Origin of the sequence: Pseudomonas chlororaphis subsp. aurantiaca (genome assembly GCF_013466605.1) — a bacterium.
GTDB classification, from domain to species: Bacteria; Pseudomonadota; Gammaproteobacteria; order Pseudomonadales; family Pseudomonadaceae; genus Aquipseudomonas; species Aquipseudomonas chlororaphis_I.
Genome location: NZ_CP059162.1, coordinates 5,587,402 through 5,610,997, shown reverse-complemented (window position 1 = coordinate 5,610,997; position 23,596 = coordinate 5,587,402). Strand labels below are relative to the sequence as shown.

General features: G+C 60.9%; 21 protein-coding genes. 12 read left to right on the top strand and 9 right to left on the bottom strand.

Going from position 1 to position 23,596, the window contains the following annotated elements; translation table 11 throughout:
- Window positions 1-85: 85 nt before the first annotated feature.
- The 4 genes from H0I86_RS25565 to norR form a co-directional block, all read right to left on the bottom strand.
- Window positions 86-421, bottom strand: coding sequence for a hypothetical protein (locus tag H0I86_RS25565; RefSeq protein ID WP_180922633.1), 336 nt, complete (start codon window positions 419-421; stop codon window positions 86-88).
- A 189-nt stretch (window positions 422-610) separates the two neighbouring features.
- Complete coding sequence (locus H0I86_RS25560; RefSeq protein WP_180922632.1) at window positions 611-1,102, bottom strand: GNAT family N-acetyltransferase; 492 nt, start codon at window positions 1,100-1,102, stop codon at window positions 611-613.
- 3 nt (window positions 1,103-1,105) lie between these two features.
- Window positions 1,106-2,008, bottom strand: coding sequence for a chemotaxis protein CheV (locus H0I86_RS25555; protein ID WP_009050702.1), 903 nt, complete (start codon window positions 2,006-2,008; stop codon window positions 1,106-1,108).
- A gap of 266 nt (window positions 2,009-2,274) precedes the next feature.
- Complete coding sequence (norR, locus tag H0I86_RS25550; RefSeq protein WP_180922631.1) at window positions 2,275-3,825, bottom strand: nitric oxide reductase transcriptional regulator NorR; 1,551 nt, start codon at window positions 3,823-3,825, stop codon at window positions 2,275-2,277.
- Window positions 3,826-3,981: 156 nt separating this feature from the next.
- On the opposite strand from norR, the gene hmpA reads away from it, so the two are divergent.
- From hmpA to queC, 9 genes are all read left to right on the top strand, one after another.
- Entirely contained in the window at window positions 3,982-5,163 is a 1,182-nt protein-coding gene (gene hmpA, locus H0I86_RS25545) for an NO-inducible flavohemoprotein (protein ID WP_180922630.1), read from the top strand.
- Window positions 5,164-5,312: 149 nt separating this feature from the next.
- A complete protein-coding gene (locus H0I86_RS25540; protein WP_180922629.1) occupies window positions 5,313-5,852 on the top strand; it encodes an ester cyclase in 540 nt (179 codons plus the stop codon).
- A gap of 24 nt (window positions 5,853-5,876) precedes the next feature.
- Window positions 5,877-6,386, top strand: coding sequence for a disulfide bond formation protein B (locus H0I86_RS25535; RefSeq protein WP_180922628.1), 510 nt, complete (start codon window positions 5,877-5,879; stop codon window positions 6,384-6,386).
- 793 nt (window positions 6,387-7,179) lie between these two features.
- Window positions 7,180-8,121, top strand: coding sequence for a ubiquinol oxidase subunit II (cyoA, locus tag H0I86_RS25530; RefSeq protein ID WP_009045491.1), 942 nt, complete (start codon window positions 7,180-7,182; stop codon window positions 8,119-8,121).
- A 3-nt stretch (window positions 8,122-8,124) separates the two neighbouring features.
- Complete coding sequence (gene cyoB / locus H0I86_RS25525; protein WP_180922627.1) at window positions 8,125-10,143, top strand: cytochrome o ubiquinol oxidase subunit I; 2,019 nt, start codon at window positions 8,125-8,127, stop codon at window positions 10,141-10,143.
- A gap of 3 nt (window positions 10,144-10,146) precedes the next feature.
- Window positions 10,147-10,773: a cytochrome o ubiquinol oxidase subunit III gene (locus H0I86_RS25520; RefSeq protein ID WP_007929702.1), complete on the top strand. Its 627-nt coding sequence runs from the start codon at window positions 10,147-10,149 to the stop codon at window positions 10,771-10,773.
- Window positions 10,773-11,108 (top strand): cytochrome o ubiquinol oxidase subunit IV, encoded by a 336-nt coding sequence (gene cyoD, locus H0I86_RS25515; protein ID WP_053262544.1) that lies wholly within the window; start codon window positions 10,773-10,775, stop codon window positions 11,106-11,108. Before H0I86_RS25520 ends, cyoD begins: the two co-directional genes overlap by 1 nt.
- An 11-nt stretch (window positions 11,109-11,119) precedes the next feature.
- Complete coding sequence (gene cyoE, locus H0I86_RS25510; protein ID WP_007929705.1) at window positions 11,120-12,007, top strand: heme o synthase; 888 nt, start codon at window positions 11,120-11,122, stop codon at window positions 12,005-12,007.
- Between the two features lie 118 nt (window positions 12,008-12,125).
- Window positions 12,126-12,824 carry a 7-cyano-7-deazaguanine synthase QueC gene (queC, locus tag H0I86_RS25505; protein ID WP_180925909.1) on the top strand — a complete coding sequence of 233 codons (699 nt, stop codon included), beginning with the start codon at window positions 12,126-12,128 and terminating at the stop codon, window positions 12,822-12,824.
- A gap of 94 nt (window positions 12,825-12,918) precedes the next feature.
- Here the strand turns inward: queC and H0I86_RS25500 are convergent, their stop codons facing one another.
- Window positions 12,919-13,800: a queuosine precursor transporter gene (locus H0I86_RS25500; protein ID WP_180922626.1), complete on the bottom strand. Its 882-nt coding sequence runs from the start codon at window positions 13,798-13,800 to the stop codon at window positions 12,919-12,921.
- Window positions 13,787-14,389, bottom strand: coding sequence for a helix-turn-helix transcriptional regulator (locus H0I86_RS25495; protein ID WP_180922625.1), 603 nt, complete (start codon window positions 14,387-14,389; stop codon window positions 13,787-13,789). Before H0I86_RS25495 ends, H0I86_RS25500 begins: the two co-directional genes overlap by 14 nt.
- A gap of 484 nt (window positions 14,390-14,873) precedes the next feature.
- Between H0I86_RS25495 and glyA the strand changes: the two genes are divergently transcribed.
- Window positions 14,874-16,229 (top strand): serine hydroxymethyltransferase, encoded by a 1,356-nt coding sequence (glyA, locus tag H0I86_RS25490; RefSeq protein WP_180922624.1) that lies wholly within the window; start codon window positions 14,874-14,876, stop codon window positions 16,227-16,229.
- A gap of 78 nt (window positions 16,230-16,307) precedes the next feature.
- On the opposite strand, the gene H0I86_RS25485 is transcribed toward glyA, so the two are convergent.
- The 3 genes from H0I86_RS25485 to H0I86_RS25475 all read right to left on the bottom strand — a co-directional run bounded on the left by H0I86_RS25485 (window position 16,308) and on the right by H0I86_RS25475 (window position 19,863).
- Window positions 16,308-17,012, bottom strand: a complete 705-nt coding sequence (locus H0I86_RS25485) for a hypothetical protein (protein ID WP_180922623.1) — start codon at window positions 17,010-17,012, stop codon at window positions 16,308-16,310.
- Between the two features lie 224 nt (window positions 17,013-17,236).
- Entirely contained in the window at window positions 17,237-18,379 is a 1,143-nt protein-coding gene (locus H0I86_RS25480) for a fatty acid desaturase family protein (RefSeq protein ID WP_180922622.1), read from the bottom strand.
- Between the two features lie 14 nt (window positions 18,380-18,393).
- Window positions 18,394-19,863, bottom strand: a complete 1,470-nt coding sequence (locus tag H0I86_RS25475; protein ID WP_180922621.1) for an amidase — start codon at window positions 19,861-19,863, stop codon at window positions 18,394-18,396.
- Between the two features lie 436 nt (window positions 19,864-20,299).
- On the opposite strand from H0I86_RS25475, the gene H0I86_RS25470 reads away from it, so the two are divergent.
- Complete coding sequence (locus tag H0I86_RS25470) at window positions 20,300-22,054, top strand: fatty acyl-AMP ligase (RefSeq protein WP_373369376.1); 1,755 nt, start codon at window positions 20,300-20,302, stop codon at window positions 22,052-22,054.
- Window positions 22,051-22,920 (top strand): LuxR C-terminal-related transcriptional regulator, encoded by an 870-nt coding sequence (locus tag H0I86_RS25465; RefSeq protein WP_180922619.1) that lies wholly within the window; start codon window positions 22,051-22,053, stop codon window positions 22,918-22,920. The genes H0I86_RS25470 and H0I86_RS25465 overlap by 4 nt, the downstream gene beginning before the upstream one ends.
- Window positions 22,921-23,596 lie beyond the last annotated feature (676 nt).

Sequence of the window (23,596 nt, the reverse complement as noted above, 5' to 3'; positions counted from 1 at the left end):
GCAACCATAGTCGAAAGACGGAAGCGGCGACGGAATGATTCACATCGCCCTCTAAATAGCGCTCTCGAAGCAAGTTATGCGCCAGTCACCGGCCCTTGGCCTCGAGGGCGGGGCGGACCGAATCCCATTCGGTGACATGGGCGCTCTTGCGCTGCTTGTCGTACAGGCACAGTTCCACGCCGGTCTGGCCCTTCATGTGTTTTTGCGGGTACTGGCCCTGGAGCAGCAGGGCGCTGTAGCCGACCCGGTCGTCGAACTGCGCGGCATTGCCCTGCACTTTGACATTCTTCAACTGGCTGGCCTTGATGCAGCTGGCCCGCACCTGCTTGTCGAATGTCGCCCAGGCGTCGGGGCTGGAGGCCTGGGCCTGGCAGGCGAGGAGGGCGGTCAGGCAGGCGAGGCTCAGAGGCAGGGCTTTCATGGCGGGGCGTTCCTTCGTTCGCGGGGGAGCGCAGGAGTATGCCTGAGGCGCGGGCGCTGAAAGATATCCCTGTAGCCGCTGCCGAAGGCTCGGGCCGCGTTCGGACGATAAGGCCGCAGGCCTTCGACGATCTTGAGATTTTGCGCACTCTCCGGGCGCGATCGCAGCCTGCGGCAGCGGCTACAGGCGTTACAGCGGCGTGTGGGGAACCTGCTCGCGGCGGATCACCCGCATGCCGACGCTGTCGTACAGCCCGCGGGCTCGCTGGTTGTCTTCCAGCACCCGCAGGTCGACAAAGGCTTCGCGGCGCTGAAGGAAGACCTCGAAGGCCTGCAGCAGCAAGGCCCGTCCCAGGCCCTGGCCACGGGCCCGCGGATGCACCACCAGATCTTTGATATAGGCGCTGGTCCAGCACTGGATCACCCCGGCGACGCCCTCGGCATCCCGGGCCACCAGGCACAGTTGCGGGTCGTATTCGGCGTCGCTTTCGAAACGTTGGCGCCAGATGTCCAGTTCCGGCGCGCGCCCGCCGCCGTCCTGGTAGCCAAGATGCATCAGGCCATGCACCGCTTCGGCCAGCTCGGGTCGATAGCTGTCGAGGCTGAAGGCGGCCGGCCAACTGGCGGGCGCCGGTTGCCCGGTCAGGTCGCGGCGCATCAGCAGGCAGTAATCGTCGGCCATGGCTCAGGCGCTCTGGGCGGCGACGTGACGGGCCGCTTCGATCAGGCAGCGGGTCAGGTCCGGCGAGGAGAACTTGGTCAGCACCGCGTTGGCGCCGGCCAGGCGGGCCTTTTCCGCGTTCATGGCGCTGTCCAGCGAGGTATGCAGCAAGACGTAGAGGTGGGCGAAGTCCGGCGTCTCGCGCAGGGTGCGGGTCAGAGCATAACCGTCCATCTCCGACATCTCGATGTCCGAGACGATCAGGTTGATCTCCTGGGCGGTGCCTTGCAGGTCCAGCAGGCAGTCGATGGCCTCCTTGGCGCTGCGCGCGGTGTGGCATTGCAGGCCGAGGTTACGCAGGGTATGCACCGACTGCTGCAGGGCCACCTGGCTATCGTCGACCACCAGGATCCGCGCGTTACCCAGCAGTTCGGCATCTTCCATGCTCAGCTCGGTCGGCGCGGTTTCGATCTGCGCCGGGGCGATGCCGTGGATGACTTTCTCGATGTCCAGCACCTGCACCAGGGTGCCGTCGACCTGGGTGACCCCGGTGATATAGGACTTGACCCCGCCGGAGCCATAGGGCGGCGGACGGATATCGGTGGTCAGGCAATGCACGATCTTGCTCACCGCCTGCACATGCAGGCCCTGCTTGGAGCGGCTGACGTCGGTGACGATCAGGCAGCCGCCCTCCGGGTCTTCCAGCGGCCGTTCGCCGATGGCCCGGCTCAGGTCGATGACTGACAGCGAATTGCCGCGCAGGGTGGCGATGCCTTTCACGTGCGGATGCGATTCCGGCAGTTTGGTCAGCGGCGGGCAAGGAATGATTTCACTGACTTTGAGCAGGTTGATCGCCATCAGCTTGCCGCTGCGCAAGGTGAACAGCAGAAGCGAAAGGGAGTCTGCGCGGGCTTTGTTGGAAGACATAAAAACCTTCTGTGGAAAAAGGTGGTTCGCGCGATAGGCCGCGAACAGCTAGCGATAACGGGTTATCGACGCGCGAAGGGCTGGCTTTAGGCTTAATCCCAATATCCGCGCCCCGCGCAATCTGTAGCCGCTGCCGAAGGCTGCGATCGAGGACGCAGTCCTCGCAAGATCAGCCATTGCGTCGTTTCGGTCACCCCTTATGTAGCGGGTTCACGGCCGTTTTGTCGCAATGCCACCCAGGCCGATCGCAGCCTTCGGCTGGTGAGTCACTTCAAGCCTAGCCTCTTTGCCATGCGCCCCAGGTTGGCGCGGTCCAGGCCCAGCTCGCGGGCGGCGCTGGCCCAATTGTGCTGGTGACGCTCAAGGCAGGCGCTGATCAGTTGGCGCTGGTAGTTTTCGGTGGCCTGGCGCAGATCGCCGCCGCCGGGAATCTCGGCCATGGCTGCCGGGGCGGACTGGGGCGCGACGGGTGCCGAGGCGTCCGGCAGGTCCAGGTCGGCGGCGCTCAGGCTGAGGATTTTCGGCCGTTCGCGGCAGTTGCCCAGGGCCTTGAGGGCGCTGCGGCCGATCAAGTGTTCCAGCTCACGGACGTTGCCCGGCCAGGCGTAGACCAGCAGCGCCGCCTGGGCATCGCTGGTCAGGCGCAGGCTGCCCAGGCCCATGCGCGAGCGATTCTGTTCGAGGAAGTAGCCGCTGAGCAGCAACACATCGCGGCCGCGGTCGCGCAGGGCCGGCACCAGCAGCGGGTAGACGCTGAGGCGGTGATAGAAGTCCGCGCGATAGCGGCCGCTGCGCACTTCTTCGGCCAGGTCGCGGTTGGTGGCGGCGATTAGCCGCACGTCGACCTGATGCTCCTGGTCCGATCCCAGGCGTTGCAGCTGGCCGCTTTGCAGCACGCGCAGCAGCTTGGCCTGGACGGTCAGCGACAACTCGCCCACTTCGTCGAGAAACAGCGTGCCGCCATTGGCCAGCTCGAATTTGCCGCGGCGGTCGTTGGTGGCGCCGGTGAAGGCGCCGCGTACATGACCGAACAGTTCGCTTTCCACCAGGGTGTCGGGCAGGGCGGCGCAGTTGAGGCTGATCAGCGGCTTGTCGGCCCGGGGCGAGGCGGCGTGGATGGCCTGGGCCACCAGTTCTTTGCCAACCCCGGTTTCGCCGGTGATCAGCACCGTCAGGTCGCTGCCGCCGACCAGGCCGATCTCCTCCAGCAGGCGTTTGTGCGCCTTGCTCTGGCCGATCATTTCGCGGTTCTGGCCGCTGGCCTGGCGATAGACCTCGGCGCGCTGGTGTTCGTCTTCGGCGCGCAGGGCCAGGCGCTCGATGCGCTCGGCGGCGTTGACGGTGGCCGCCGCCAGGCTGGCGAAGGCCTGCAGGGCATCCAGTTCGATGGGTTCGAAGCGCTGTGGGTCGAGGGCATCCAGGGTCAGCAGGCCCCAGGGGCGCTCGTCGATAAACAGCGGGCAGCCCATGCAGTCATGGACTTCCAGGTGTTCATGCAGGCCATCCACCAGGCCGTCGTAAGGGTCCGGCAAGTCGCTGTCGCTGGCGAAGCGGGTAGGGCCGGGGTGGCTGAGCAGGGCGGCGAAACGAGGGTGTTCGCTGACCTTGAAACGCCGGCCCAGGGTGTCGGTGCTCAGGCCGTCCACCGCCAGCGGCACTAGCCATTCGCCATCCAGGCGCAGCAGCGCGGCGGCGTCGCAGGGCAGCAGGGCACGCATGGCTTCCAGCAGGCGGCGGTAGCGCTCGCCTTCGGGCAGTTCGCGGGACAGGTCGGAGACCAGGGGCAACAAGGCGGTGAGCAGGGATTTTGCGGTCATAATGACTCCGTGTGGTCTTAATGACTATAAAAGCCGGTGTGTCGATATGACTACAAGTATTTTAAGTTATTGATTTATATTATTTTTATTCTTGGCATGAAAACTGATAGGTGAAGGGCAACCTGCAAGAAGTCAGAAAGCTCAGGAGTTGTTCTTATGCTTAGCGTCGAAGATCGTGCCATCATCAAATCCACCGTTCCGTTGCTGGAAAGCGGTGGCGAAGCCCTGATCACCCACTTCTACCGGATGATGCTCTCCGAGTATCCGCAAGTGCGCCCGCTGTTCAACCAGGCGCACCAGGCCAGCGGCGACCAGCCACGGGCCCTGGCCAACGGTGTATTGATGTACGCCCGGCATATCGACCAGCTCGACCAGCTCGGCGATCTGGTGGCGAAGATCATCAACAAGCACGTGGCCCTGCAAATCCTGCCGGAGCATTACCCGATTGTCGGCAGTTGCCTGCTGCGCGCCATCTCCGAAGTGCTGGGCGAAGAAATCGCCACGCCGGCGGTGATGAGCGCCTGGGGTGCGGCCTATAACCAGTTGGCGGATATCCTGATCGGTGCCGAAGGCGCGATCTACGACCAGAAGGCCCAGGCCCCGGGCGGCTGGCGCGGCGCGCGGGAATTCAAGCTGGTCCGCCGGGAGCAGGAGAGCGCGGAAATCACCTCGTTCTATTTCGAACCTGTGGATAACGGCCCGATTCTCGCTGCCGAGCCCGGTCAGTACATCGGCATGCAGCTGTTCCTCGATGGCGAGGAAATCCGCCGCAACTATTCGCTGTCGGCCCTGTCCGACGCCGGCCAGTACCGCATCAGCGTCAAGCGCGAGCCCGGTGGCCGTGCTTCCAACTACCTGCACGACCAGATGCAGGTCGGCGCCAGCATCCAGCTGTTCCCGCCAGCGGGCGAATTTACCCTGGTGGACAGCGACAAGCCGCTGGTACTGATCAGTGGCGGCGTCGGCATCACGCCGACCCTGCCGATGCTCGAAGCCGCGCTGGACACCGAGCGTCCGGTGCACTTTATCCACTGCGCGCGCAACGGCGGGGTGCATGCGTTCCGCGATTGGGTCGACGGCCTGGCCGCGCGTCATCCGCAACTCAAGCGCTTTTACTGCTACGCCGAAGACGACGGCGTCAGCCCGGCGGCGGACAAGGTCGGCCTGCTGAGCCAGGAACAACTGGCCGAATGGTTGCCGCAGGAGCGTGACCTGGACGCCTACTTCCTCGGTCCGAAAGCCTTCATGGCGGCGATCAAGCGCCACCTCAAGGCCCTGGGCGTACCGGAAAAACAAAGCCGCTACGAGTTCTTTGGCCCGGCCGCGGCACTGGAGTAACCCCCATCGGCCAGCCCCCGCCCGGAGGCTGGCCTCTTTGTAGCCGCACTCATAAAAATCCTTTAAAGGTTAATCCGTTCTTAACCTGTTTATCGTTAATTCCCCGATGCTGATGATAGGCGCTCGTTCGCACTGATCAGGATCATCCCATGCAACTCTCAGCCATTCCCCGCATCACCCTGGCCGCATCCTTGCTCGCCAGTCCCCTGGTTTTCGCCGAGCCGGCCTTGCTCCAGGCGCAGACCCTGGTCGTCGATCAGAACCTGCCCAAGGCCCAGCGCGAGGCCATGGAACTGGCCGCGCGGCGCTACGGCAGTTTCTGGAACAGCGGCGATGAAAGCCTGGCCAAGGCCGCGCTGGCGGAGAACTTCGTCGATATGACGCCGCCTGCAGGGCGGGTCCAGGGCCCGACCGGGCCGCTGCTGGCGTCGCGGTTCTTTCGCACGGCGGTGCCGGACCTGAGTGCGGAAATCGAGCAGATGATCGTGGCCGGGGATCGGGTGGTGCTGCACCTGCATTTTCGCGGGCACTTCAGCGGGACCTTCAATGCACTCAAAGGTCATGGTCAGCGTGTAGACTTCCGGGCAACCGACATTTATCAGATCGCCAATGGCCGGATCACCGCCAATTGGCATATCGAAGACAACCTCAGCCTGATGCAGCAGTTGCAAGCGCTACCATCGGGTTGAGCCACAAACAGAAAGGAATTGAGGATGACTGACGACACACTGCGCTTGGGGCGCGAGCGACGTTTTCTGGTGTTGCTGGGGGGGATCTGCCTGGCGCTGATCGGCGGCGCGCTGTACATGCAGGTGGTGCTGGGCGAGGCGCCTTGCCCGCTGTGCATCCTGCAGCGCTACGCGTTTCTGCTGATCGCGATTTTCGCCTTCATCGGCGCGGCCATGCGCAGCCGTCGCAGTCTCACGGTGCTGGAAGCGTTGGTCGTGATCAGCGCGCTGTTCGGGGCGGCGGTGGCGGGGCATCACGTCTACACCCAGGCCCATCCTGCGGTCAGCTGCGGCATCGATGTGCTGCAGCCGATCGTCGACAGCCTGCCGCTGGCGACCGTCTTCCCGCTGGGGTTCCAGGTCGATGGCTTCTGTTCCACGCCGTACCCGCCGGTGCTGGGCCTGTCCCTGGCGCAGTGGGCGCTGGTGGCCTTTGTGCTGACCCTGGTGCTGGTGCCGCTGGGCATCATTCGTAATCGTCGCAAAAGCGCCTGACCCGACGCCAAAAGCCCCGGTCCCGATGTTCGGGACCGGGGCTTTTTTGCGTGTAGGACAATGTGCGAAAGGGGCGTGATATGGGGCAATCGGCTGCGCGATAAAAGTGCGACATGTTGTCACATGGAGGGTGTCGCACCTGTGTTTGCGCAGATGACAGTACGCCGTTTTTTTTGTGTCAGAAACGGAAAAAGTCTGTCAGTTCGTATTGGCGTAGCGAGCGGCAAAACAAACATAGCCGGCTATCTAAATAAATCGTTTCAGCCCTCGTTTTACAAGGGACAGCGCGATGCCATCGGTGGATTTTCCATTGCGGAAAGGCACCTTTTTCGACCTGGCTGGAAGGCGTTTTCGGGGCTTTTTATTGCGAATGAATATCGATATGATCCCGACCCGTTGCAATAATCACCACGCATTGTTGCGCGAACCGATAAAAATTATTTCGGGATAAGACATGGTTTATAAAACGCGACATATCTACAATCGCCCGCACTGAATTTCCGGCGCTGCTCACCCTGAGCTTACGGCGGCGGTCGAGGGGCGTTGGACGCTCCATGCGACCCCAGGTGTCGGCACCTTCCAAATATCCGCACCAAATGGAATTGGTCTGTAACAAGGCCTTTGACCACGAATTCGAATAAGAACTCACTGCTAGCCCAGGATTTGTCAAACAGCGCGTAACGCGCCGGGCAGGCCCTTATTCAATCGAAGAAAAAATGCCAACCCTTGGCACGGTGAAGTGTTGGCCATCAAAACCCAACTGCATTGCGCAAGCTGCTTTAGAGGTCGTGAGATGAGTAAAAACAGGTACCCCCGATTACTAGGCTTTTTGCCGCTGCTTGGCATGATGTTAATGCTGGGAGGCTGCAAGTGGACCTTGCTCGACCCGAAAGGACAGGTCGGTCTGGATGAGCGAAACCTGATCATCACCGCTACCCTGCTGATGCTGCTGGTCGTGATTCCGGTGATCGTGATGACCTTCGCGTTCGCCTGGAAATACCGCGCGTCCAACACCAACGCGACCTACGCGCCCAAGTGGTCGCACTCCACCAAGATCGAAATCGCGGTGTGGCTGGTCCCGATCCTCATCATCATTGCCCTGGGTTATGTGACCTACAAGTCCACCCACGCGCTGGACCCGTATCGTCCGCTGGAATCCGACGTCAAGCCGATCAACATCGAAGTGGTCGCGCTGGACTGGAAGTGGCTGTTCATCTACCCGGACCAGGGTATCGCCACTGTTAACCAAATCCGGTTCCCGGAGCACACTCCGCTGAACTTCAAGATCACCTCCGACGCCGTGATGAACTCGTTCTTCATCCCTGCTCTGGGCGGCCAGATCTACGCGATGGCAGGCATGCAGACCAAGCTGCACCTGATCGCCAACCAGAAAGCTGAAATGGAAGGCATCTCCGCTAACTACAGTGGCGCTGGCTTCACCGGCATGAAATTCAAAGCGATCTCGACGAGCCAGGAAGATTTCGACGCCTGGGTAGCCGAAGTCAAGGCCGCACCTAAACAGCTTGATCAAGCTGAATACGAAGCCCTTGCCAAGCCAAGCCAGAACAACCCTGTCGCGCTGTACTCCTCGTACACGCCGGACCTGTTTCAGAAAATCGTCGACAAGTATGAAGGCATGAAACCAGGCAAGCCGGTCAAGCACGAGAAGAAAGAAGTGGCCGCTGTGGAAGGGACTGATATGAGCTCGCATTCAGCTGCTGGGGCAGAGGAGTAAACGATGTTTGGTAAATTAAGTCTGGACGCGATACCGTTCCACGAGCCGATTGTCATGGTGACCGTTGCCATGATCATCCTCGGTGGTCTGGCGCTTGTCGCGGGTATCACGTACTTCAAGAAGTGGTCCTACCTGTGGACCGAATGGCTGACTTCGGTCGACCACAAGAAAATCGGCGTGATGTACATCATCGTCGCCATGGTCATGCTCCTGCGCGGTTTTGCCGACGCGATCATGATGCGTACCCAGCTGGCCATGGCCACCGAGGGTTCGCCGGGCTACCTGCCTCCTGAACACTATGACCAGATCTTCACCGCCCACGGTGTGATCATGATCATCTTCATGGCGATGCCATTCTTCACCGGCCTGATGAACCTTGCAGTGCCGCTGCAGATCGGCGCGCGTGACGTTGCCTATCCGTTCCTCAACTCCCTGAGCTTCTGGCTGCTGGTTTCCGGCGTCGTGCTGATCAACCTGTCCCTGGGCGTCGGCGAATTCGCCAAGACCGGCTGGGTTGCGTATCCGCCGCTGTCGGGCCTGCAATACAGTCCGGGCGTGGGTGTCGACTACTACATCTGGGCGCTACAGCTATCAGGGCTAGGGACGACGCTGACGGGGGTCAACTTCCTGGCCACCGTGCTGAAAATGCGCACCCCGGGCATGAAGCTGATGGACATGCCGATCTTCACCTGGACCTGCACCTGGGCCAACGTGCTGATCGTCGCTTCGTTCCCGATCCTGACCGCTACCCTGGCACTGCTGACACTCGACCGTTACATGGATTTCCACATTTTCACCAATGAACTTGGTGGCAATCCAATGATGTACGTGAACCTGTTCTGGGCTTGGGGTCACCCTGAGGTGTACATCCTGATCCTGCCGGCGTTCGGTATCTTCTCCGAAGTCATCTCGACCTTCTCGGGCAAGCGCCTGTTCGGCCACCACTCGATGATCTACGCTTCCGGCGCGATCTCGGTACTGGGCTTCATGGTCTGGCTGCACCACTTCTTCACCATGGGTTCGGGGGCCAGCGTCAACGCCTTCTTCGGCCTGGCGACCATGCTGATTTCCATCCCGACGGGGGTGAAGCTGTTCAACTGGCTGTTCACCATCTACCACGGCCGTCTGCGTATCACCAGCCAGGTCCTGTGGACCCTGGGCTTCATGGTGACCTTCGCCATCGGCGGCATGACCGGCGTACTGCTGGCCATCCCGGGTGCCGACTTCGTCCTGCACAACAGCCTGTTCGTGATCGCGCACTTCCATAACGTGATCATCGGTGGTGCTGTATTCGGCTACATCGCTGGCTTCAGCTTCTACTTCCCGAAAGCGTTCGGCTTCAAGCTGCACGAAGGCTGGGGCAAGGCTGCATTCTGGTTCTGGATCTCGGGCTTCTTCGTCGCGTTCATGCCGCTCTATGCACTGGGCTTCATGGGCATGACCCGTCGTCTGAACGCCACGACCAACCCAGAGTGGGTGCCGTACCTGTACGTCGCCATGTTCGGTGCGGTGATGATCGCCATCGGTATCGCCTGCCAGCTGATCCAGCTGTACGTCAGCGTGCGTGATCGCAAGCAGAACCAGTGTGTTTCCGGCGACCCATGGAATGCCCACACCCTGGAATGGTCGACTTCGTCGCCACCGCCGTTCTACAACTTCGCCGTACTGCCGAAGGCCAATGGCATCGACCCGTTCACCGAAGCCAAGGAAGACGGTACCGCGTACCAGAAGCCTGCTCGCTACGAACCGATCCACATGCCGAACAACACCGCCACCGGCCTGGTGATGGGGGCTCTGTTGACCGTCTTCGGTTTCGCGATGATCTGGCACATCTGGTGGCTGGCGATCGCTAGCCTGGCCGGTACCGTGATCTACTTCGTGATCCACGCGGCTCGCGATGATCAAGGCTACATGGTGCCGGTCGACGTGATCGAACGCATCGAAGCCGAGCAGCACGCTCGCCTGGTAGCCGAGAAGAAGATTCCGGCCAACCGTGTAGAAACCTCGTTGGAACAGGCTTAAACCATGTCGAACTTAGTGACCAATGCTGGACACACCCATGTCGATGACCATGGGCACGATGACCATCACCACGACTCGGGCGAGATGACCGTATACGGTTTCTGGCTCTACCTGATGACCGACTGCATTCTGTTTGCGTCGATCTTCGCGGTGTACGCGGTACTGGTAAACAACGTAGCGGGTGGCCCGTCGGGCCACGACATCTTCGAACTGCCTTACGTGCTCGGCGAAACCGCCTTGCTGCTGTTCAGTTCGATCACCTACGGCTTCGCCATGCTGGCGTTCTTCCGGGGTAACAAGAAGCAGGTCCTGGGCTGGCTGGCCCTGACCTTCCTGTTCGGCCTGGGCTTCATCGGCATGGAGATCAACGAGTTCCACCTGCTGATCTCCGAAGGCTACGGCCCTAGCCGCAGCGGCTTCCTGTCCGGGTTCTTCACCCTGGTCGGCACCCACGGTCTGCACGTGACCGCTGGCCTGATCTGGATGGCGATCATGATGTATCAGGTCAACAAGCACGGCCTGACCGCAACCAACAAGACCCGCCTGAGCTGCCTGAGCCTGTTCTGGCACTTCCTGGACGTGGTCTGGATCTGCGTCTTCACCGTTGTTTACCTGATGGGGACTATGTAATGGCTAATGCACACTCCCATGACAGCCATGATGCTGGCCACGGCAGCGTAAAGTCGTACGCCATCGGCTTCATCCTGTCGGTGATCCTGACGATCATCCCGTTCGGCCTGGTGATGTACCCGACCCTGCCGAAATCCATCACCCTGATGATCGTGCTCGCCTTCGCGGTGATCCAGGTCCTGGTTCACCTGGTGTACTTCCTGCACCTGGACCGCTCCGAGGCCCAGCGTAACAACGTGATCGCGTTCGTCTTCGCTGCGCTGGTGATCGTCCTGCTGGTTGGCCTGTCGTTGTGGATCATGTTCAGCATCCACACGTTCATGATGGCGAAGTGAGGTAAGACCCGATGTCGCTGAAGCACTTTATCCAAATCACCAAACCGGGGATCATTTTCGGTAACGTGCTTTCTGTGGCGGGCGGCTTCTTCCTGGCCTCCAAGGGACATGTCGATCTGGCCATCTTCCTGGCCGCGATGATCGGCACGTCCCTGGTGGTGGCTTCCGGTTGCGTGTTCAACAACTGCATCGACCGTGACATCGACCTGAAGATGGAGCGCACCAAGAACCGTGTGCTGGTTCAGGGCCTGATCTCCCTGAAAGTGGCACTGGTCTACGCGACCCTCCTGGGTGTCGCCGGCGTTGCGTTGTTGTACAAGGTGGCCAATCCGCTGGCGGCGCTGTTCGCCGTGATCGGCTTTGTCATCTACGTCGGCTTCTACAGCCTGTACCTCAAGCGCAAGTCGGTGCACGGCACGCTGGTGGGCAGCCTGTCCGGGGCGATGCCGCCGGTGATCGGCTACGTGGCCGTGAGCAACAGCTTCGACATGGCTGCGCTGACCCTGCTGGTGATGTTCAGCCTGTGGCAGATGCCACATTCCTACGCCATCGCGATCTTCCGCTTCAACGATTACCTGGCCGCATCGATTCCGGTGCTGCCAGTGAAGCGCGGCATCCTGGTGGCCAAGAAGCACATCCTGCTCTACATCCTGGCGTTCCTGGTGGCGACCCTGATGCTGACCTTCAGCGGGTATGCCGGCATGAGCTACCTGGCCGTCGCGGCCGCGATGGGCATGTACTGGCTGTACATGGCCTGGACCGGCTACAAGGCGGTGGACGACACCGTCTGGGCCCGCAAGCTGTTCGTGTTCTCGATCTTCACCATCACCGCGCTGAGCGTGATGATGTCCCTGGATTTCAAGGTACCGAGCGAGCTGCTGCTGACCTACGCGCCATAAGTTGCAAACGCTATGAAAAAGCCCCGCCTTCGACAGAAGCGCGGGGTTTTTTTATTGAGTGTCAGTCAGTGGGCTGTTTAAATATTCAAATGACTCTATTCATGCAGGAAGCAGAATGATGAAGAAAAAAGCTGTTGTCGTATTTAGTGGCGGGCAGGACTCGACGACCTGTCTGATCCACGCATTGCCGCTCTATGATGAAGTGCACTGTATTACCTTTGATTACGGTCAGCGCCATCGCGCAGAAATAGAAGTGGCGCAGCAGCTCGCGAAGCAGTTGGGAGCGACAGTCCACAAAGTGCTGGATGCTTCGTTGCTCAATGAATTGGCGATCAGCAGTCTCACTCGAGACAATATTCCGGTGCCGACGGTGAACAGTTCAGGTGAAAGCCTGCCTAGCACTTTCGTGCCGGGAAGAAATATTCTGTTTCTGACCCTGGCCTCTATCTATGCCTACCAGGTAAAGGCTGAAACGGTCATTACGGGTGTGTGTGAAACGGACTTCTCTGGTTATCCCGATTGCCGTGACGAGTTTGTAAAAGCCTTGAACAAGGCCGTCGAGTTGGGCATGGAATACCGCCTGCGTCTTGATACGCCACTGATGTGGCTGAACAAGTCGGAGACTTGGGCGCTGGCGGATCATCACAACCAGTTGAACCTGGTTCGCGAGCATACCCTGACGTGCTACAACGGCATTGTTGGCAGCGGTTGTGCCAATTGCGATGCTTGCAACCTTCGTGCGAGAGGGCTGAATGATTATCTGGGGAACAAGACAGCAGTCATGAATAGCTTGAGAAGCAAGATGAATCTGCAATGAAGGCTTGATCGACAGCACGTCAATGGATTTCAACACTGCATCCACCTGCCGGATGAGTGTTGAATCCATCAGCTTGAGATAAAGAGTGGTTGAACTATTTTGTTTGACTGTCCGTTATGTATCTTTTGAACAGTGACCTTGCTCCATAGGCAGGCAAGATGTTGAGGAAGGCAAAGCATACCTTGATCGCGATCTGCACATAAATCATGTTCAGGATGTCGCTGTTTTGCATCGAGCCATAAAAGGCGATGTAGCAAAACAGGAAGCTGTCGATAATGACCGCGAACAGAGTACTCAAGAATATCCGCAGGAACAGGAATCTGGAGTTCGTCAGCTCTTTTATCTTGCACAGCAAGTACGAGTTTATGTTCTCGGAAACCAGGAAAGAGACAGAGGACGCCACCAGGACAGATGACACATGAATGATCACGTCGTTGTACGGGGTGTCGAGCTTCCAGCCTGGCAGACCGGGGAGAAAGGTCGAGCCATAGAGCAGGATGATAATCATGGCGTTGCTGGCAAAGGCAAAGAAGATCGCTTTTCTTGCCAGCCGGAGTCCAAAGTTTTCGTTCAACAGGTCAACGATCAGGAATGTCAGGGGGTAAAGGAAGGTACCTGGAGTGATAATGATGCCAAGTGATTCAAGATAAATGGGCTTGGTGGCGGCAATGCTGGTGAAGATATAGAAGGTAAAGAGCAGCAGATTAAGGATGATATAAATCATCCATGAGCTTTCGTGGCGGTCGTTCAGATCGTATGCGGTAAGCGCTCCTCCTTGGGAGTAGAACTTCTTGTAGATGTTTTTAACTTCCATTTTGTTCAGGTTTTCCATTATTTCGCTGTTAAGCACTTCGCTTAATTTGATCTTTATGACTTTGCCTGTAGCGATGATCATGATCACCGCCAGGTTCTTGTTGTTTTCGAAGCCCAGAAGTTTATATTTGCTGTTCTCGAGTTCGCCTTCATAAGCTGCCATTGAATCGCTCCTCGATGATGTCACCCACCACAAGTACTCGGTCTGAGTCGGAGCATGGCTCATTGATGATGAACAGCTTTCTTGTCTGTCTGTCGTAGACCAGTTTTTCCTTGTCGTCGGTCGACACTCCCTTTTGAATGATCAAGAGGTCGCCGGCCTCGTACAGGCCCTTGATCTCATTTTCGAGCAGCACCGCTATCAAGTTGTAGGATGCGCCGAAGTAATAGGTCAGTGGGTGAAGTATGGCCAGTTCGCCAATCCGTTTGTCCATGTTGACCATCAACAGGCTTTCCTTGAGGATCGGAACCGCCGCCGGGTTCATGTTTCCTTGTGGGGAAATACTGCTGTCGATGATTTCCTTCTCTTCAAAATCGACGGTTTCTATTTCTTCGTAGGAGACACCGAAGAAATCAGAGATTTTGCGAATGGTGGATTGCTGTACGTTGCTGACCTTGCCTTCCAGAATGTTGTATATGGTCGTCCTGGTCAGGCCACTGGCATTGCATAAAGACAGTTGCGTCTCGCCGCGGCTTTTTATCAGGTATTTGATATTGCTCTTCAAATACTCTGTTCTTTCTCTTCTGTGCATCAAATGCTCACCATTTCCTTATAGTCGCCACGCTTAGGGGCTTTCATAGCGTGCGTGGCTTGCATGACATTCAACTGCTCGACGCCAGGGGTGAGAACAGTCGGATTGATGCGGCAAGAGCTTGTCGGCTTCTTTCGTGGTCTGTACCAACTCGCTAGTGCTCCTTTAGCCAGCCTGCATCCATCCTGGAATATTTCGCTGTCGGTAGTAGGGCGCGCCCGGAATCCTTGGGAGGGTTCGGACCGGGGGCAAGTGTTGCATGTCCCCATCATGACAATAAAGCCCCGAAATGCTCGGTGCCATAGCCTTGATTGGCGAACATTCAGCAGCAACGCAAACCTGGTGTCCCTTCCCGCTCCTCGGAAAAGAAGCATTTAATTTGGAAAGTGTTTAATTTTTTGATTAATTAGCTGCCCACGAACGTTAAACCAGGAAGCGTGCTGTCGTTCGTGGCACGCAAATGACAAGGAAGGAACACCGAACGATGGCAGCTTATACAGAACCACTGAGGGACCAGGCCGACCTGTTACGACGTGGTTTGGCGGATCTGCGCGCAGAAGACGCCGAACTGGCCGGGATCCTGGACGCTGAAGTCACGCGTCAACACCGCACACTGTCCCTGGTTTCATCCTCCTGCGCGGCCAACCCTCGCATCCTGGCAGCGTCTGCCTCGGCACTGGTCAACGTCACAGCCGAGGGCACTCCAGGCAAGCGTCATCATGTTGGCTGCGAGAACGTCGACCTGGTCGAATCCCTGGCGATTCGCCGGGCGCGGGAGCTGTTCGGGGCGCAATATGCCAGCGTCCAGTCACACTCCGCCTCGAACGCCAACTACCAAGTGCTGGCCGCCCTGCTCGAGCCGGGGGACACCATTCTCGGAATGGCCCTCGATCATGGCGGGCACCTGACCCACGGCAGCCCTGTCGCATTCACGGGCGCCCACTACAAGGCGATCCGCTACGGCACCACCTCGCAGGGCGTGATCGATTACGCAGAGGTACGCCAACTGGCGCTCGCCCATCGTCCGCGGATCATCATCTGCGGTGCGACTGCCTATTCCCGGGTCGTGGACTTCCAACGCTTTCGCGCTATTGCCGATGAGGCCGGGGCCATCCTGCTGGCGGATATCTCCTATATCGCCGGGCTGGTCGCAACGGGGCGGCATCCGAGCCCGATCGACGTGGCACATGTCACCACCGCTTGTACCCACAAGCAACTCGCGGGGCCTCGTGGTGGCCTCATCCTTTCCGGCCGGGACGCCGACACCAAGGTTCCCGGCCTGAGGGCGAGCTTCAGTCGTGTCCTTGAGCAAGCGGTATTCCCCAGGATGCAAGGCGCGCCGGCGGTCAACATGATCGCGGCCAAGGCCGCTGCGCTGGGTTATGCGATGTCCCCCGAGTTCGATGCCTACATGGGGCGGATTCGCAGCACGGCCGATGCAATGGCCAGCGCATTCATGGCGCAGGGCTACGAGGTCGTGGGCGGGGGGACGGAGAACCACACGGTTCTGCTCAGGCTGCATGGGGGCATCAGCGGTTCGATTGCCGCCTCGGCACTGGAGCGATGCGGCATCATCGTGAGTAAAAACCGCGCACTGGGGGAAACCCGATCCTCATTCGTCGCCAATGGCTTGTGTATCGGCACCGGTTCCATCGCCCAACGCTACATCGATCCTCAGGGGTGCCGTGAAGTGGTCGATCTGGTGTGCCGGATACTGGACAAGGTCACGCCCCTCAGCGAGCAGAAGTACAGCCTGGAGCCTGAGTTGCAGGAGCAGTTCCGTCTCCAGACCGAGGCGTTGTGCGCGATGTACCCCATCGCCGATTACCGGGGCAACTGAGGGGGCCCCGGTCTTTCATTCACAGGAGCCAGCCGCTGAGGGGCGCGCCACCTGCACGAGCCAGCTCGCTGGTACGGGTTATTGCTGTTGTAGAGCGCTGTAGCCTTCGAACGCGGTCTGCTGCTGGATCGCGGTGACGATGTTCTTGCGGGTGGCCGGCTGTTCGTTGCCGTCCTTGTCGAGGAACACTTCGCTTTCCAGTTCCGCTTCGTCACCTTCGCCGACAAAGGCGAAACCGAGGAACTCGAAGGCTTCACGGTCGACGTTGGCCTTGGAGCGCGGGCGGATCGGCAGGGTGACGCTGATGCCGTCCTTGCTGATGGCGAACACTTCCATTTCCTTCTTGGCCCGCGAGGCCTTGCCCTTGCCGCCGCTGGGGTTGCTGATGGCCTGGTGGGTCTGGTTCAGCACTTTCAGCGCCAGGCCGTAGACCAGTTCCTGGAAGCTCGGGTCGTCCTTGTAGCTGGACAGGATGCGGCTGATCGGGAACTTGCTGCTCAGGTCTTCCAGGGCGGCGCTGTCGGCGGCCTCGGCGTCCTTGAGCTGCTTGAGCTGGCCCATGAGTTCATAGGCGCGGTCGTCGTCGAAGCGGTCGTGAGCCTGGCGGATCTCGGCGCGCAATTCGCGGATCTGGTCGCTTTCCTTGGTGGACTGGAAAGCATCGAGGACCATCTCGCTGATGGTCTTGGCCTGGGATACGTGCTGTGAAAGATTGATGGCGTTTTCGTATTCCGCTTTGGACGACAAGGCGTTTACGGATTCTTCTGTATTGGAATCGGACATTGATATTTCACTACTTCGTTTAACTGGAAATGAGGCTAGAAAAGCACCGGGCCTTTTCAGGGCGCCTAATTTATGGGACCGAGGCCCCATTGTCACGGACCAACGGACCGGTGCGAAAAGGCGTGGCTCTACTGACCCACGATCGACGGGAAAATTCCGGCGCCGATCATCCTTGGCGAGCGCTCGCCGGGCAACGCCCGACGGGGCCTCGCAGCTCATTTCCTTCAGCGTTGCGCCTGCTGGTGAAACTCGGCGAAGGAGATCATGCGCTGGTGCGCCGGGTCCCACAGCTTGAGCCGCAGGCAGCGGTAGATATCCCGCGGGTGCAGCGAGGTGGTAATGGGTGATTGCAACGCCGGGATCGCCGCCATGGCTTGCGGCAAGCGGTAGAAGGGGATGCTCGAGTTGGCGTGATGCACATGGTGGTAGCCGATATTGGCGGTGAACCAGGCCATCAGCGGGCCGGTGCGCATGTAGCTGGAGGAGAACACCGCGGTGGCCGCGTAGTCCCAGTCGGCGCGCTCGGGGTAACGCACGCCGGGGAAGTTGTGCTGGCAGTAGAACATATAGGCGCCCAGCGCCGAGCCGGACAGGCTGGGGACCAGCACCCCGTACAGCAGGATGTCCGGCGCCAGCAGCGCCAGGGCGATGGCGCTCGCCAGGTTCAGCGCCAGGGCCAGCAGCGACCAGAGCCGATGCCGCGGCTGGGTGATCAGCGACACCAGGCAGATGCTGAAAATGAAGATGCTGAATGACGCCAGCAGGATCATCAGCGGGTGCCGGGCGACGCGATAACGCAAGCGCTTGAGGCGCCCGGCGCGCGCATATTCCTCGGTGGACAGCAGGGGAAAGGTGCCCAGGTCAGTGTGGGTGGACAGCAGCGGCAGGCGGTTCTTTTCCGCGCCCACGTACTGGCAGCTGTGGCCGTGGTGGTAATCGTGGGACTGCTTCCACAGCATCGGCGGGGCCATCAGCAGCAAGCCGAAGGTCTTGAAAAACACCTCGGCAAAACGCGAGTCCTTGAGGATCGCGCCGTGCATATAGTCGTGGTACAGCACGAACATGCGCACCAGGGACAAGCCCAGCAGCACGCTGCACGCCAGGCGCAGCGGCCACCACAACGGCATGGCCACGGCCGCGCCGAACAGCCCGATCACCAGCAGCGTCGAGTAGAAATGCCACCAGCTCAGGCGGCGGTTTTCCACGGTGAAGGGCAGGGTCTGGCGAATCAGCTCCTTGCCATAACGCGCCAGTTGCTCGCGGTTCATGCCATCGGTGGGCCAGGGAATGGCCCCCGGCAGGCGCTGCTCCTGGCCTGAACCAGCGGGGCAACAAGGCGGGGCGGTCGAGGTGTCCAGCGTGCGCATGTGTGCTGTTCTCCTTAGCCGATAACCGCTTCGTCGGGGCTGTGCTGCATGAACAGCTGCGGCCGCCGATCCTTCCATGGCCGTGCCTGTTCCAGCTGGCCGGCCAGGCGGAACAACAGGCCTTCCTCGCCAAAGGCGGCGCTGAGCATCAGGCCGATCGGCAGGCCCTCGGCGTTCCAGTGCAGCGGCAGGGAGATCGCCGGTTGCCCCGAGGCGTTGTGAATGGCGGTGAACGGGCTGTAGTCGATCAGCGGGCCATAGGTGTTTTCCAGGTCGCTGGAATGGATATCCACCACCCCGTTGCGCAGCGGCGGCCGGGCCAGGGTCGGGGTCAGCCAGCAATCGTAAGTCTGATGGAAACGCGCCATTTCCCGGCCCACCTGCTGCAACACCAGCTCGGACATCTGGTACTCCACCGCGCTCACCCCGAGGCCGCGTTGATGCACGGCCTGGGTCAGGTTTTCCAGCTCGCCGGGCAGCGGGCCGCGTCCCAGTTGCAGGCTCATCAGTTCCACGGCGAAGGCGATTCCGGAGAACCACAGGGCGCTGAAGGCTTCGGCGAAGCTTTGCAGGTCCAGCTGCGGCGCGGCTTCTTCCACATGGTGGCCGAGGGATTCGAGCAGGCGCGCGGTGCTTTCCACCGCTGCGATGCAGTCGGGGTGCAGCGGCCGCCCGGCCGGGTCGGTGCTGGAAAAGGCGATGCGCAGGCGCCCCGGTTCGCGGCCGAGCTGGTCGAGAAAACGCCCCTGCATGGGCGGCGCGCGGTACGGGTCGCCCGGCACCACGCCATGGGTGGCATCGAGCAGGGCGGCGCTGTCGCGCACGCTGCGGGTCAGCACATGTTCGTCCAGCAGGCCGCTGAGCAGCTCGCCGAAGTCCGGGGCCAGGGAATTGCGCGCCCGGGTCGGCTTGAGGCCGACCAGGCCGCAGCAGGACGCAGGAATACGGATCGAGCCGCCGCCATCATTGCCATGGGCCGCCGGAACCATGCCGGTGGCCACCGCGGCGGCCGCGCCACCACTGGAGCCGCCGGTGGAATAGTCCAGGTTCCACGGGTTGCGCGCCGGGCCATGGAAGGCGCCTTCGGTGGTGGGCAGAATGCCGAACTCCGGGGCGTTGGTCTTGCCGACGAACACCAGTCCGGCCTGGCGAAAACGTTTCACCAGCTCGCAGTCCTGGGGCATGACCCGTGCTTGCAGCATGCGCGAGGCCAGGGTCGAAGGCAGGTCCTGGCAGTCGCCGAGGATGTCCTTGAGCAGGAACGGCACGCCGTGCAGCGCGCCCGTCGCTGGCGCCTTGTCCTGTTCGGCGGCCTGTGCCCGGGCCTTGTCGTAGGCTTTGTAGACCACGGCATTGACCGCTGGGTTGAAGGCTTCGATGCGGCGTATGGCTTCCTCCAGCAGTTCGGAGGGGCGTACCTGCCTGGTTCTGACCAGATTGGCCAGGCCGACCGCATCGAAGGTGGCGTATTCGCTAAAAGACATCCTGTTCTCCCGGTGCTGCGCACGCTGGTGGCGATACCGGAACGCTCCCGTTCCGGCGTGGATTTCATGACATGGCCAGTTACACAAGCCCAGCTTGCGCAGGCCCGGATAGTCGGCTTCACATCTTTGAAAAGGGCTGATGACTGCAAGGGTATATGGCAAAAAGCCATGCATGCATCGAGCTGTGAGGCGAATATGCGCCGGGGGCGGAAATTGCGGGTATACGCCGTTCGGAGTATTAACTTCGACTGCGCGCTCCCAGAGGATGATCAAGCGTAATGGATGCGCAAGGCCGCAGATTTCGGGCCTTGCGGGAGATGGCTAAGTACGGCTGCCTGGACACAAAATAATGACTACGAACGACCACGATAGCGACGTTCCGTATGCGAATTTTTCGGAATGTCTGCAGCTTCACGCCCATACGATCCCGGACCGATTGGCCTATCGTTTTCTGCACAACGGGCGAGACGAAGAAACCCTGATCACCTTCTCTGAACTGGACCGCGCGGCGAGAGCGGCGGCGGCCCGGTTGCAGGGGCATTGCCGGGCGGGGGACAGGGTGCTGATCCTGCTCAAGCCGGGCCTGGACTATGTGATCGCCTTCATGGGCTGCCTGTATGCCGGGCTGGTGGCGGTGCCGGCCTATCCGCCGGGGGCCACCAAGACCCTGGACCGGCTGGACGGCATCATCGACGACTGCCAGCCGACGGCGGCGCTGGCCAGTGGCGAGGATGTCCCGACCATCCAGGCCCGGCTGGGGCAGGCCGAAAGTCCGCGGGTGCTGGACATGGCGAGCCTCGACCTGGCCCTGGCCGGCGAATGGCGGCGCGTCCCGGTGACCCGCGACGATATCGCCTTTTTGCAATACACCTCGGGCTCCACCGGGATTCCCAAAGGAGTGGCGGTGACCCACGGCAACCTGATTCACAATTCGCGCAGCATCAGCCGCGGCTTTCTGACCCACAAGGACAGCCACCTGGTCAGCTGGCTGCCGCCGTATCACGACATGGGGCTGATCGGCGGCATCCTGCAATCCTTGTTCGTCGGTTTCGGCTCGACCCTGCTGGCGCCGATCCACTTCCTGCAACGGCCGCTGCGCTGGTTGCAGGCCATCAGCACCTACCGCGGCACCGTCAGCGGCGGGCCGAACTTCGCCTATGAATTGTGCCTGCGCAAGATCAAGGACGAAGAGCTGGCCGGCCTCGACCTGAGCAGCTGGGAGGTGGCCTTCAACGGCGCCGAGCATGTGCGGGCGCAGACCATTGCCGCCTTCCATGAGCGTTTCGCCCGCGCCGGTTTTGCCAGCACCTCGGCCTTTCCCTGCTACGGACTGGCCGAAGGCACGCTGATGGTCAGCGCCGGCGGCAGCAAGCGCGAGCCAGTGATCCGCCAGTTCCATGCCGGCTTGCTGGAGGACAACGTGGCGCGCCTGCACGACGGCCAGGGCAGCGACGCCGGGTTGCGCCTGCGCACCCTGGTCAGCAGCGGTCGCGGCATTCCCGGGCAGGGCCCGTTCATCTGCGATCCGCACACCGAACAGCCGCTGGAGGACGGGCGGGTCGGCGAGATCTGCATCCTCGGCGACAGCGTCGCCAGCGGTTACTGGCAGCGTCCGGAGAGCACCGCCGCGGCCTTTCGCCCGGCCCCGCCGGCGCTCGGCTGGTCGCGCTACTTCCGCACCGGTGACCTGGGGTTCCTGCTCGACGGCGAGCTGTTCGTCACCGGGCGCCTCAAGGACTTGATCATCGTCAATGGCGTCAACCATCACCCCGGCGATATCGAGAACACCGTGCTGCGTACCCATGACAGCTTTCGTCCGGACGGCACTGCGGCCTTCAGCATCGAGACCGGCGACAGCGAGCAGGTGGTGATCGCCCAGGAAATGGAGCGGCGGGCCTTGCGCAGCCTCGACCTGCCGCAGCTGTTCAGCGACTTGAAGGCGCGGCTGTGGCAACAGCACCAATTGGCGCGACCGGTGCTGTTGCTGGTGTTCGGCGGGTCGTTACCGCGTACCTCCAGCGGCAAGATCAAGCGCCAGGAGTGCCGCAAGCAGTTCGCTCCCTGGCTGGCGGCACTCGATGGCCCGGCGCCGGCCGCAGCCCACCCGCTGGACAAGTCGGTGGTCGCGGTGGAGAGCAACGGCCGGGTATTGCGTGACATCACCGCCGACAGCCAGGTCGTGGAAGCATGACCAGTCTATCGATCGGCCCGGTGCATGCGCCCAAACCCGCGGCGTTGCTGTTCGCCCAGCCGGCCTTCTGCGAACCGCGGCTGGAACTGGCCAGCCGCCCGCGGTCGGTGCTGTCGTTGCCGCCCACCGACAGCCAGCAACGGTTGCAGCTGACCAGCGTGCTCAACTCCATCACCTCGGCGCGCAGCATCGCCGAGCTGACGCAGCAGACCCAGCTGGCGCTGCCGCAGATCCTGCCGTGCGAGAACTTCGTGTTCGCCAGCGGACGGGTCCGCGCGCACCGGGTGTTCTTTTCGCACCTGATTCATCCGGACAGCGTCTCCGATGACCTGATCAAGGCCATCGTCGGTCGCGACGGCATGATTCCGCCGCTGGGCATCGACCCCATCGAGCATTGCGGGCGCCCCAAGTTCACCACCCTGGAGCGCCTGGGCAACTCGCAGGACCAGGTGTGGGCGAAGATTTTTCGCGAACACGGCATACGCAATCTGGGCTGGACCCTGCTGCCCGGATTGCACCGCAACACCTTCACCGGCTACTTCTTTCATAACATCTCGACCACCGTGGCCCATGAAAGCAAAATGCGCATGATGGTCTTCGCCCCGTACCTGCACATCGCCCTGAACCGGGCGCTGGGCAGCAAGCTGTTGCGCCACAACCCGGGGCCGAACCATCAACTGTTGTCCATCCTGTCCAGTCGCGAAGCGGAGATTTCGCGCTGGGTGGCCCGAGGCAAGACCAACTGGGAGATTGGCCAGATCCTCGGCATCAGCGACAAGACCGTAAAAACCCACCTGCAGAACATTTTCTCCAAACTCCAGGCGTCGAGTCGGGCGCAGATCGCGGCGTTGTTCTGCGACGAGTGAGTGCTGCCTGCCTTTCATCCAGTAACCACCCCACAGTGCTGACGAGGTTCAGTGCTTCGGCGTCGCCTGCGCTTCTGTAGGAGCGGCCGGTCGGTGTTCGATTGGCCGTGATGGGGGCTGTTTGGGCGCTGCATGTTTGGGGTGGTGTACACATCCACTCCTGCGGTCATGGCGGACACGTTTGCTGGCTTCTGTAGGAGCGGCCGGTCGACGTTCGATTGCCCGCGATTGCGTCTGTGCAGGCGCTGCATTTTTTGGACGGTGTACATATCCATTCCTGTGGTAACGGCCACTTATGGTTTCGCCCTTACGGCGAGTCCCTTTTTACAAACGCCTAAAAAGGAACCAAAAACGCTTGCCCCTGCGTACGGCCTTCGCTGCGCTCAGGTTCCCTCGCGATGGGGCGGGTGGATCAAGATCAAAAGCCAAAGCCAAAGCCGGGCGCGACCTGCCGGTCGGCGCTGAACTCTGTAGCCGCTGCCGAGCCTGCGAGGCTGCGATCGACCGCGAAGCGGGCGCAGGGTTTGGAGACCGCCGAAGATCTTGCGGACCTTATTGCAGCCCGCGGCAGCGCCTACAAAACCGGGCGCTACTCCTTACGGAGTATTGAGCTGAGCCGGAATGACGCCGAGCATCGGGGTGTAGCAAATGGCCTGCCGCGGTGGGTCATCCACAC

Excerpts from the sequence above, each read along its gene's own strand:
- H0I86_RS25535 (WP_180922628.1), top strand. The coding sequence starts at position 5,877 with ATGACTGACGACACACTGCGCTTGGGGCGCGAGCGACGTTTTCTGGTG.
- glyA (WP_180922624.1), top strand. The coding sequence starts at position 14,874 with ATGGCAGCTTATACAGAACCACTGAGGGACCAGGCCGACCTGTTACGA.
- H0I86_RS25495 (WP_180922625.1), bottom strand. The coding sequence starts at position 14,389 with ATGCACAGAAGAGAAAGAACAGAGTATTTGAAGAGCAATATCAAATAC.
- H0I86_RS25560 (WP_180922632.1), bottom strand. The coding sequence starts at position 1,102 with ATGGCCGACGATTACTGCCTGCTGATGCGCCGCGACCTGACCGGGCAA.
- H0I86_RS25465 (WP_180922619.1), top strand. The coding sequence starts at position 22,051 with ATGACCAGTCTATCGATCGGCCCGGTGCATGCGCCCAAACCCGCGGCG.
- cyoB (WP_180922627.1), top strand. The coding sequence starts at position 8,125 with ATGTTTGGTAAATTAAGTCTGGACGCGATACCGTTCCACGAGCCGATT.
- H0I86_RS25475 (WP_180922621.1), bottom strand. The coding sequence starts at position 19,863 with ATGTCTTTTAGCGAATACGCCACCTTCGATGCGGTCGGCCTGGCCAAT.
- H0I86_RS25480 (WP_180922622.1), bottom strand. The coding sequence starts at position 18,379 with ATGCGCACGCTGGACACCTCGACCGCCCCGCCTTGTTGCCCCGCTGGT.
- H0I86_RS25500 (WP_180922626.1), bottom strand. The coding sequence starts at position 13,800 with ATGGCAGCTTATGAAGGCGAACTCGAGAACAGCAAATATAAACTTCTG.
- H0I86_RS25565 (WP_180922633.1), bottom strand. The coding sequence starts at position 421 with ATGAAAGCCCTGCCTCTGAGCCTCGCCTGCCTGACCGCCCTCCTCGCC.
- H0I86_RS25520 (WP_007929702.1), top strand. The coding sequence starts at position 10,147 with ATGTCGAACTTAGTGACCAATGCTGGACACACCCATGTCGATGACCAT.
- H0I86_RS25485 (WP_180922623.1), bottom strand. The coding sequence starts at position 17,012 with ATGTCCGATTCCAATACAGAAGAATCCGTAAACGCCTTGTCGTCCAAA.
- H0I86_RS25555 (WP_009050702.1), bottom strand. The coding sequence starts at position 2,008 with ATGTCTTCCAACAAAGCCCGCGCAGACTCCCTTTCGCTTCTGCTGTTC.
- cyoA (WP_009045491.1), top strand. The coding sequence starts at position 7,180 with ATGAGTAAAAACAGGTACCCCCGATTACTAGGCTTTTTGCCGCTGCTT.
- hmpA (WP_180922630.1), top strand. The coding sequence starts at position 3,982 with ATGCTTAGCGTCGAAGATCGTGCCATCATCAAATCCACCGTTCCGTTG.
- H0I86_RS25540 (WP_180922629.1), top strand. The coding sequence starts at position 5,313 with ATGCAACTCTCAGCCATTCCCCGCATCACCCTGGCCGCATCCTTGCTC.
- cyoE (WP_007929705.1), top strand. The coding sequence starts at position 11,120 with ATGTCGCTGAAGCACTTTATCCAAATCACCAAACCGGGGATCATTTTC.
- norR (WP_180922631.1), bottom strand. The coding sequence starts at position 3,825 with ATGACCGCAAAATCCCTGCTCACCGCCTTGTTGCCCCTGGTCTCCGAC.
- cyoD (WP_053262544.1), top strand. The coding sequence starts at position 10,773 with ATGGCTAATGCACACTCCCATGACAGCCATGATGCTGGCCACGGCAGC.
- queC (WP_180925909.1), top strand. The coding sequence starts at position 12,126 with ATGAAGAAAAAAGCTGTTGTCGTATTTAGTGGCGGGCAGGACTCGACG.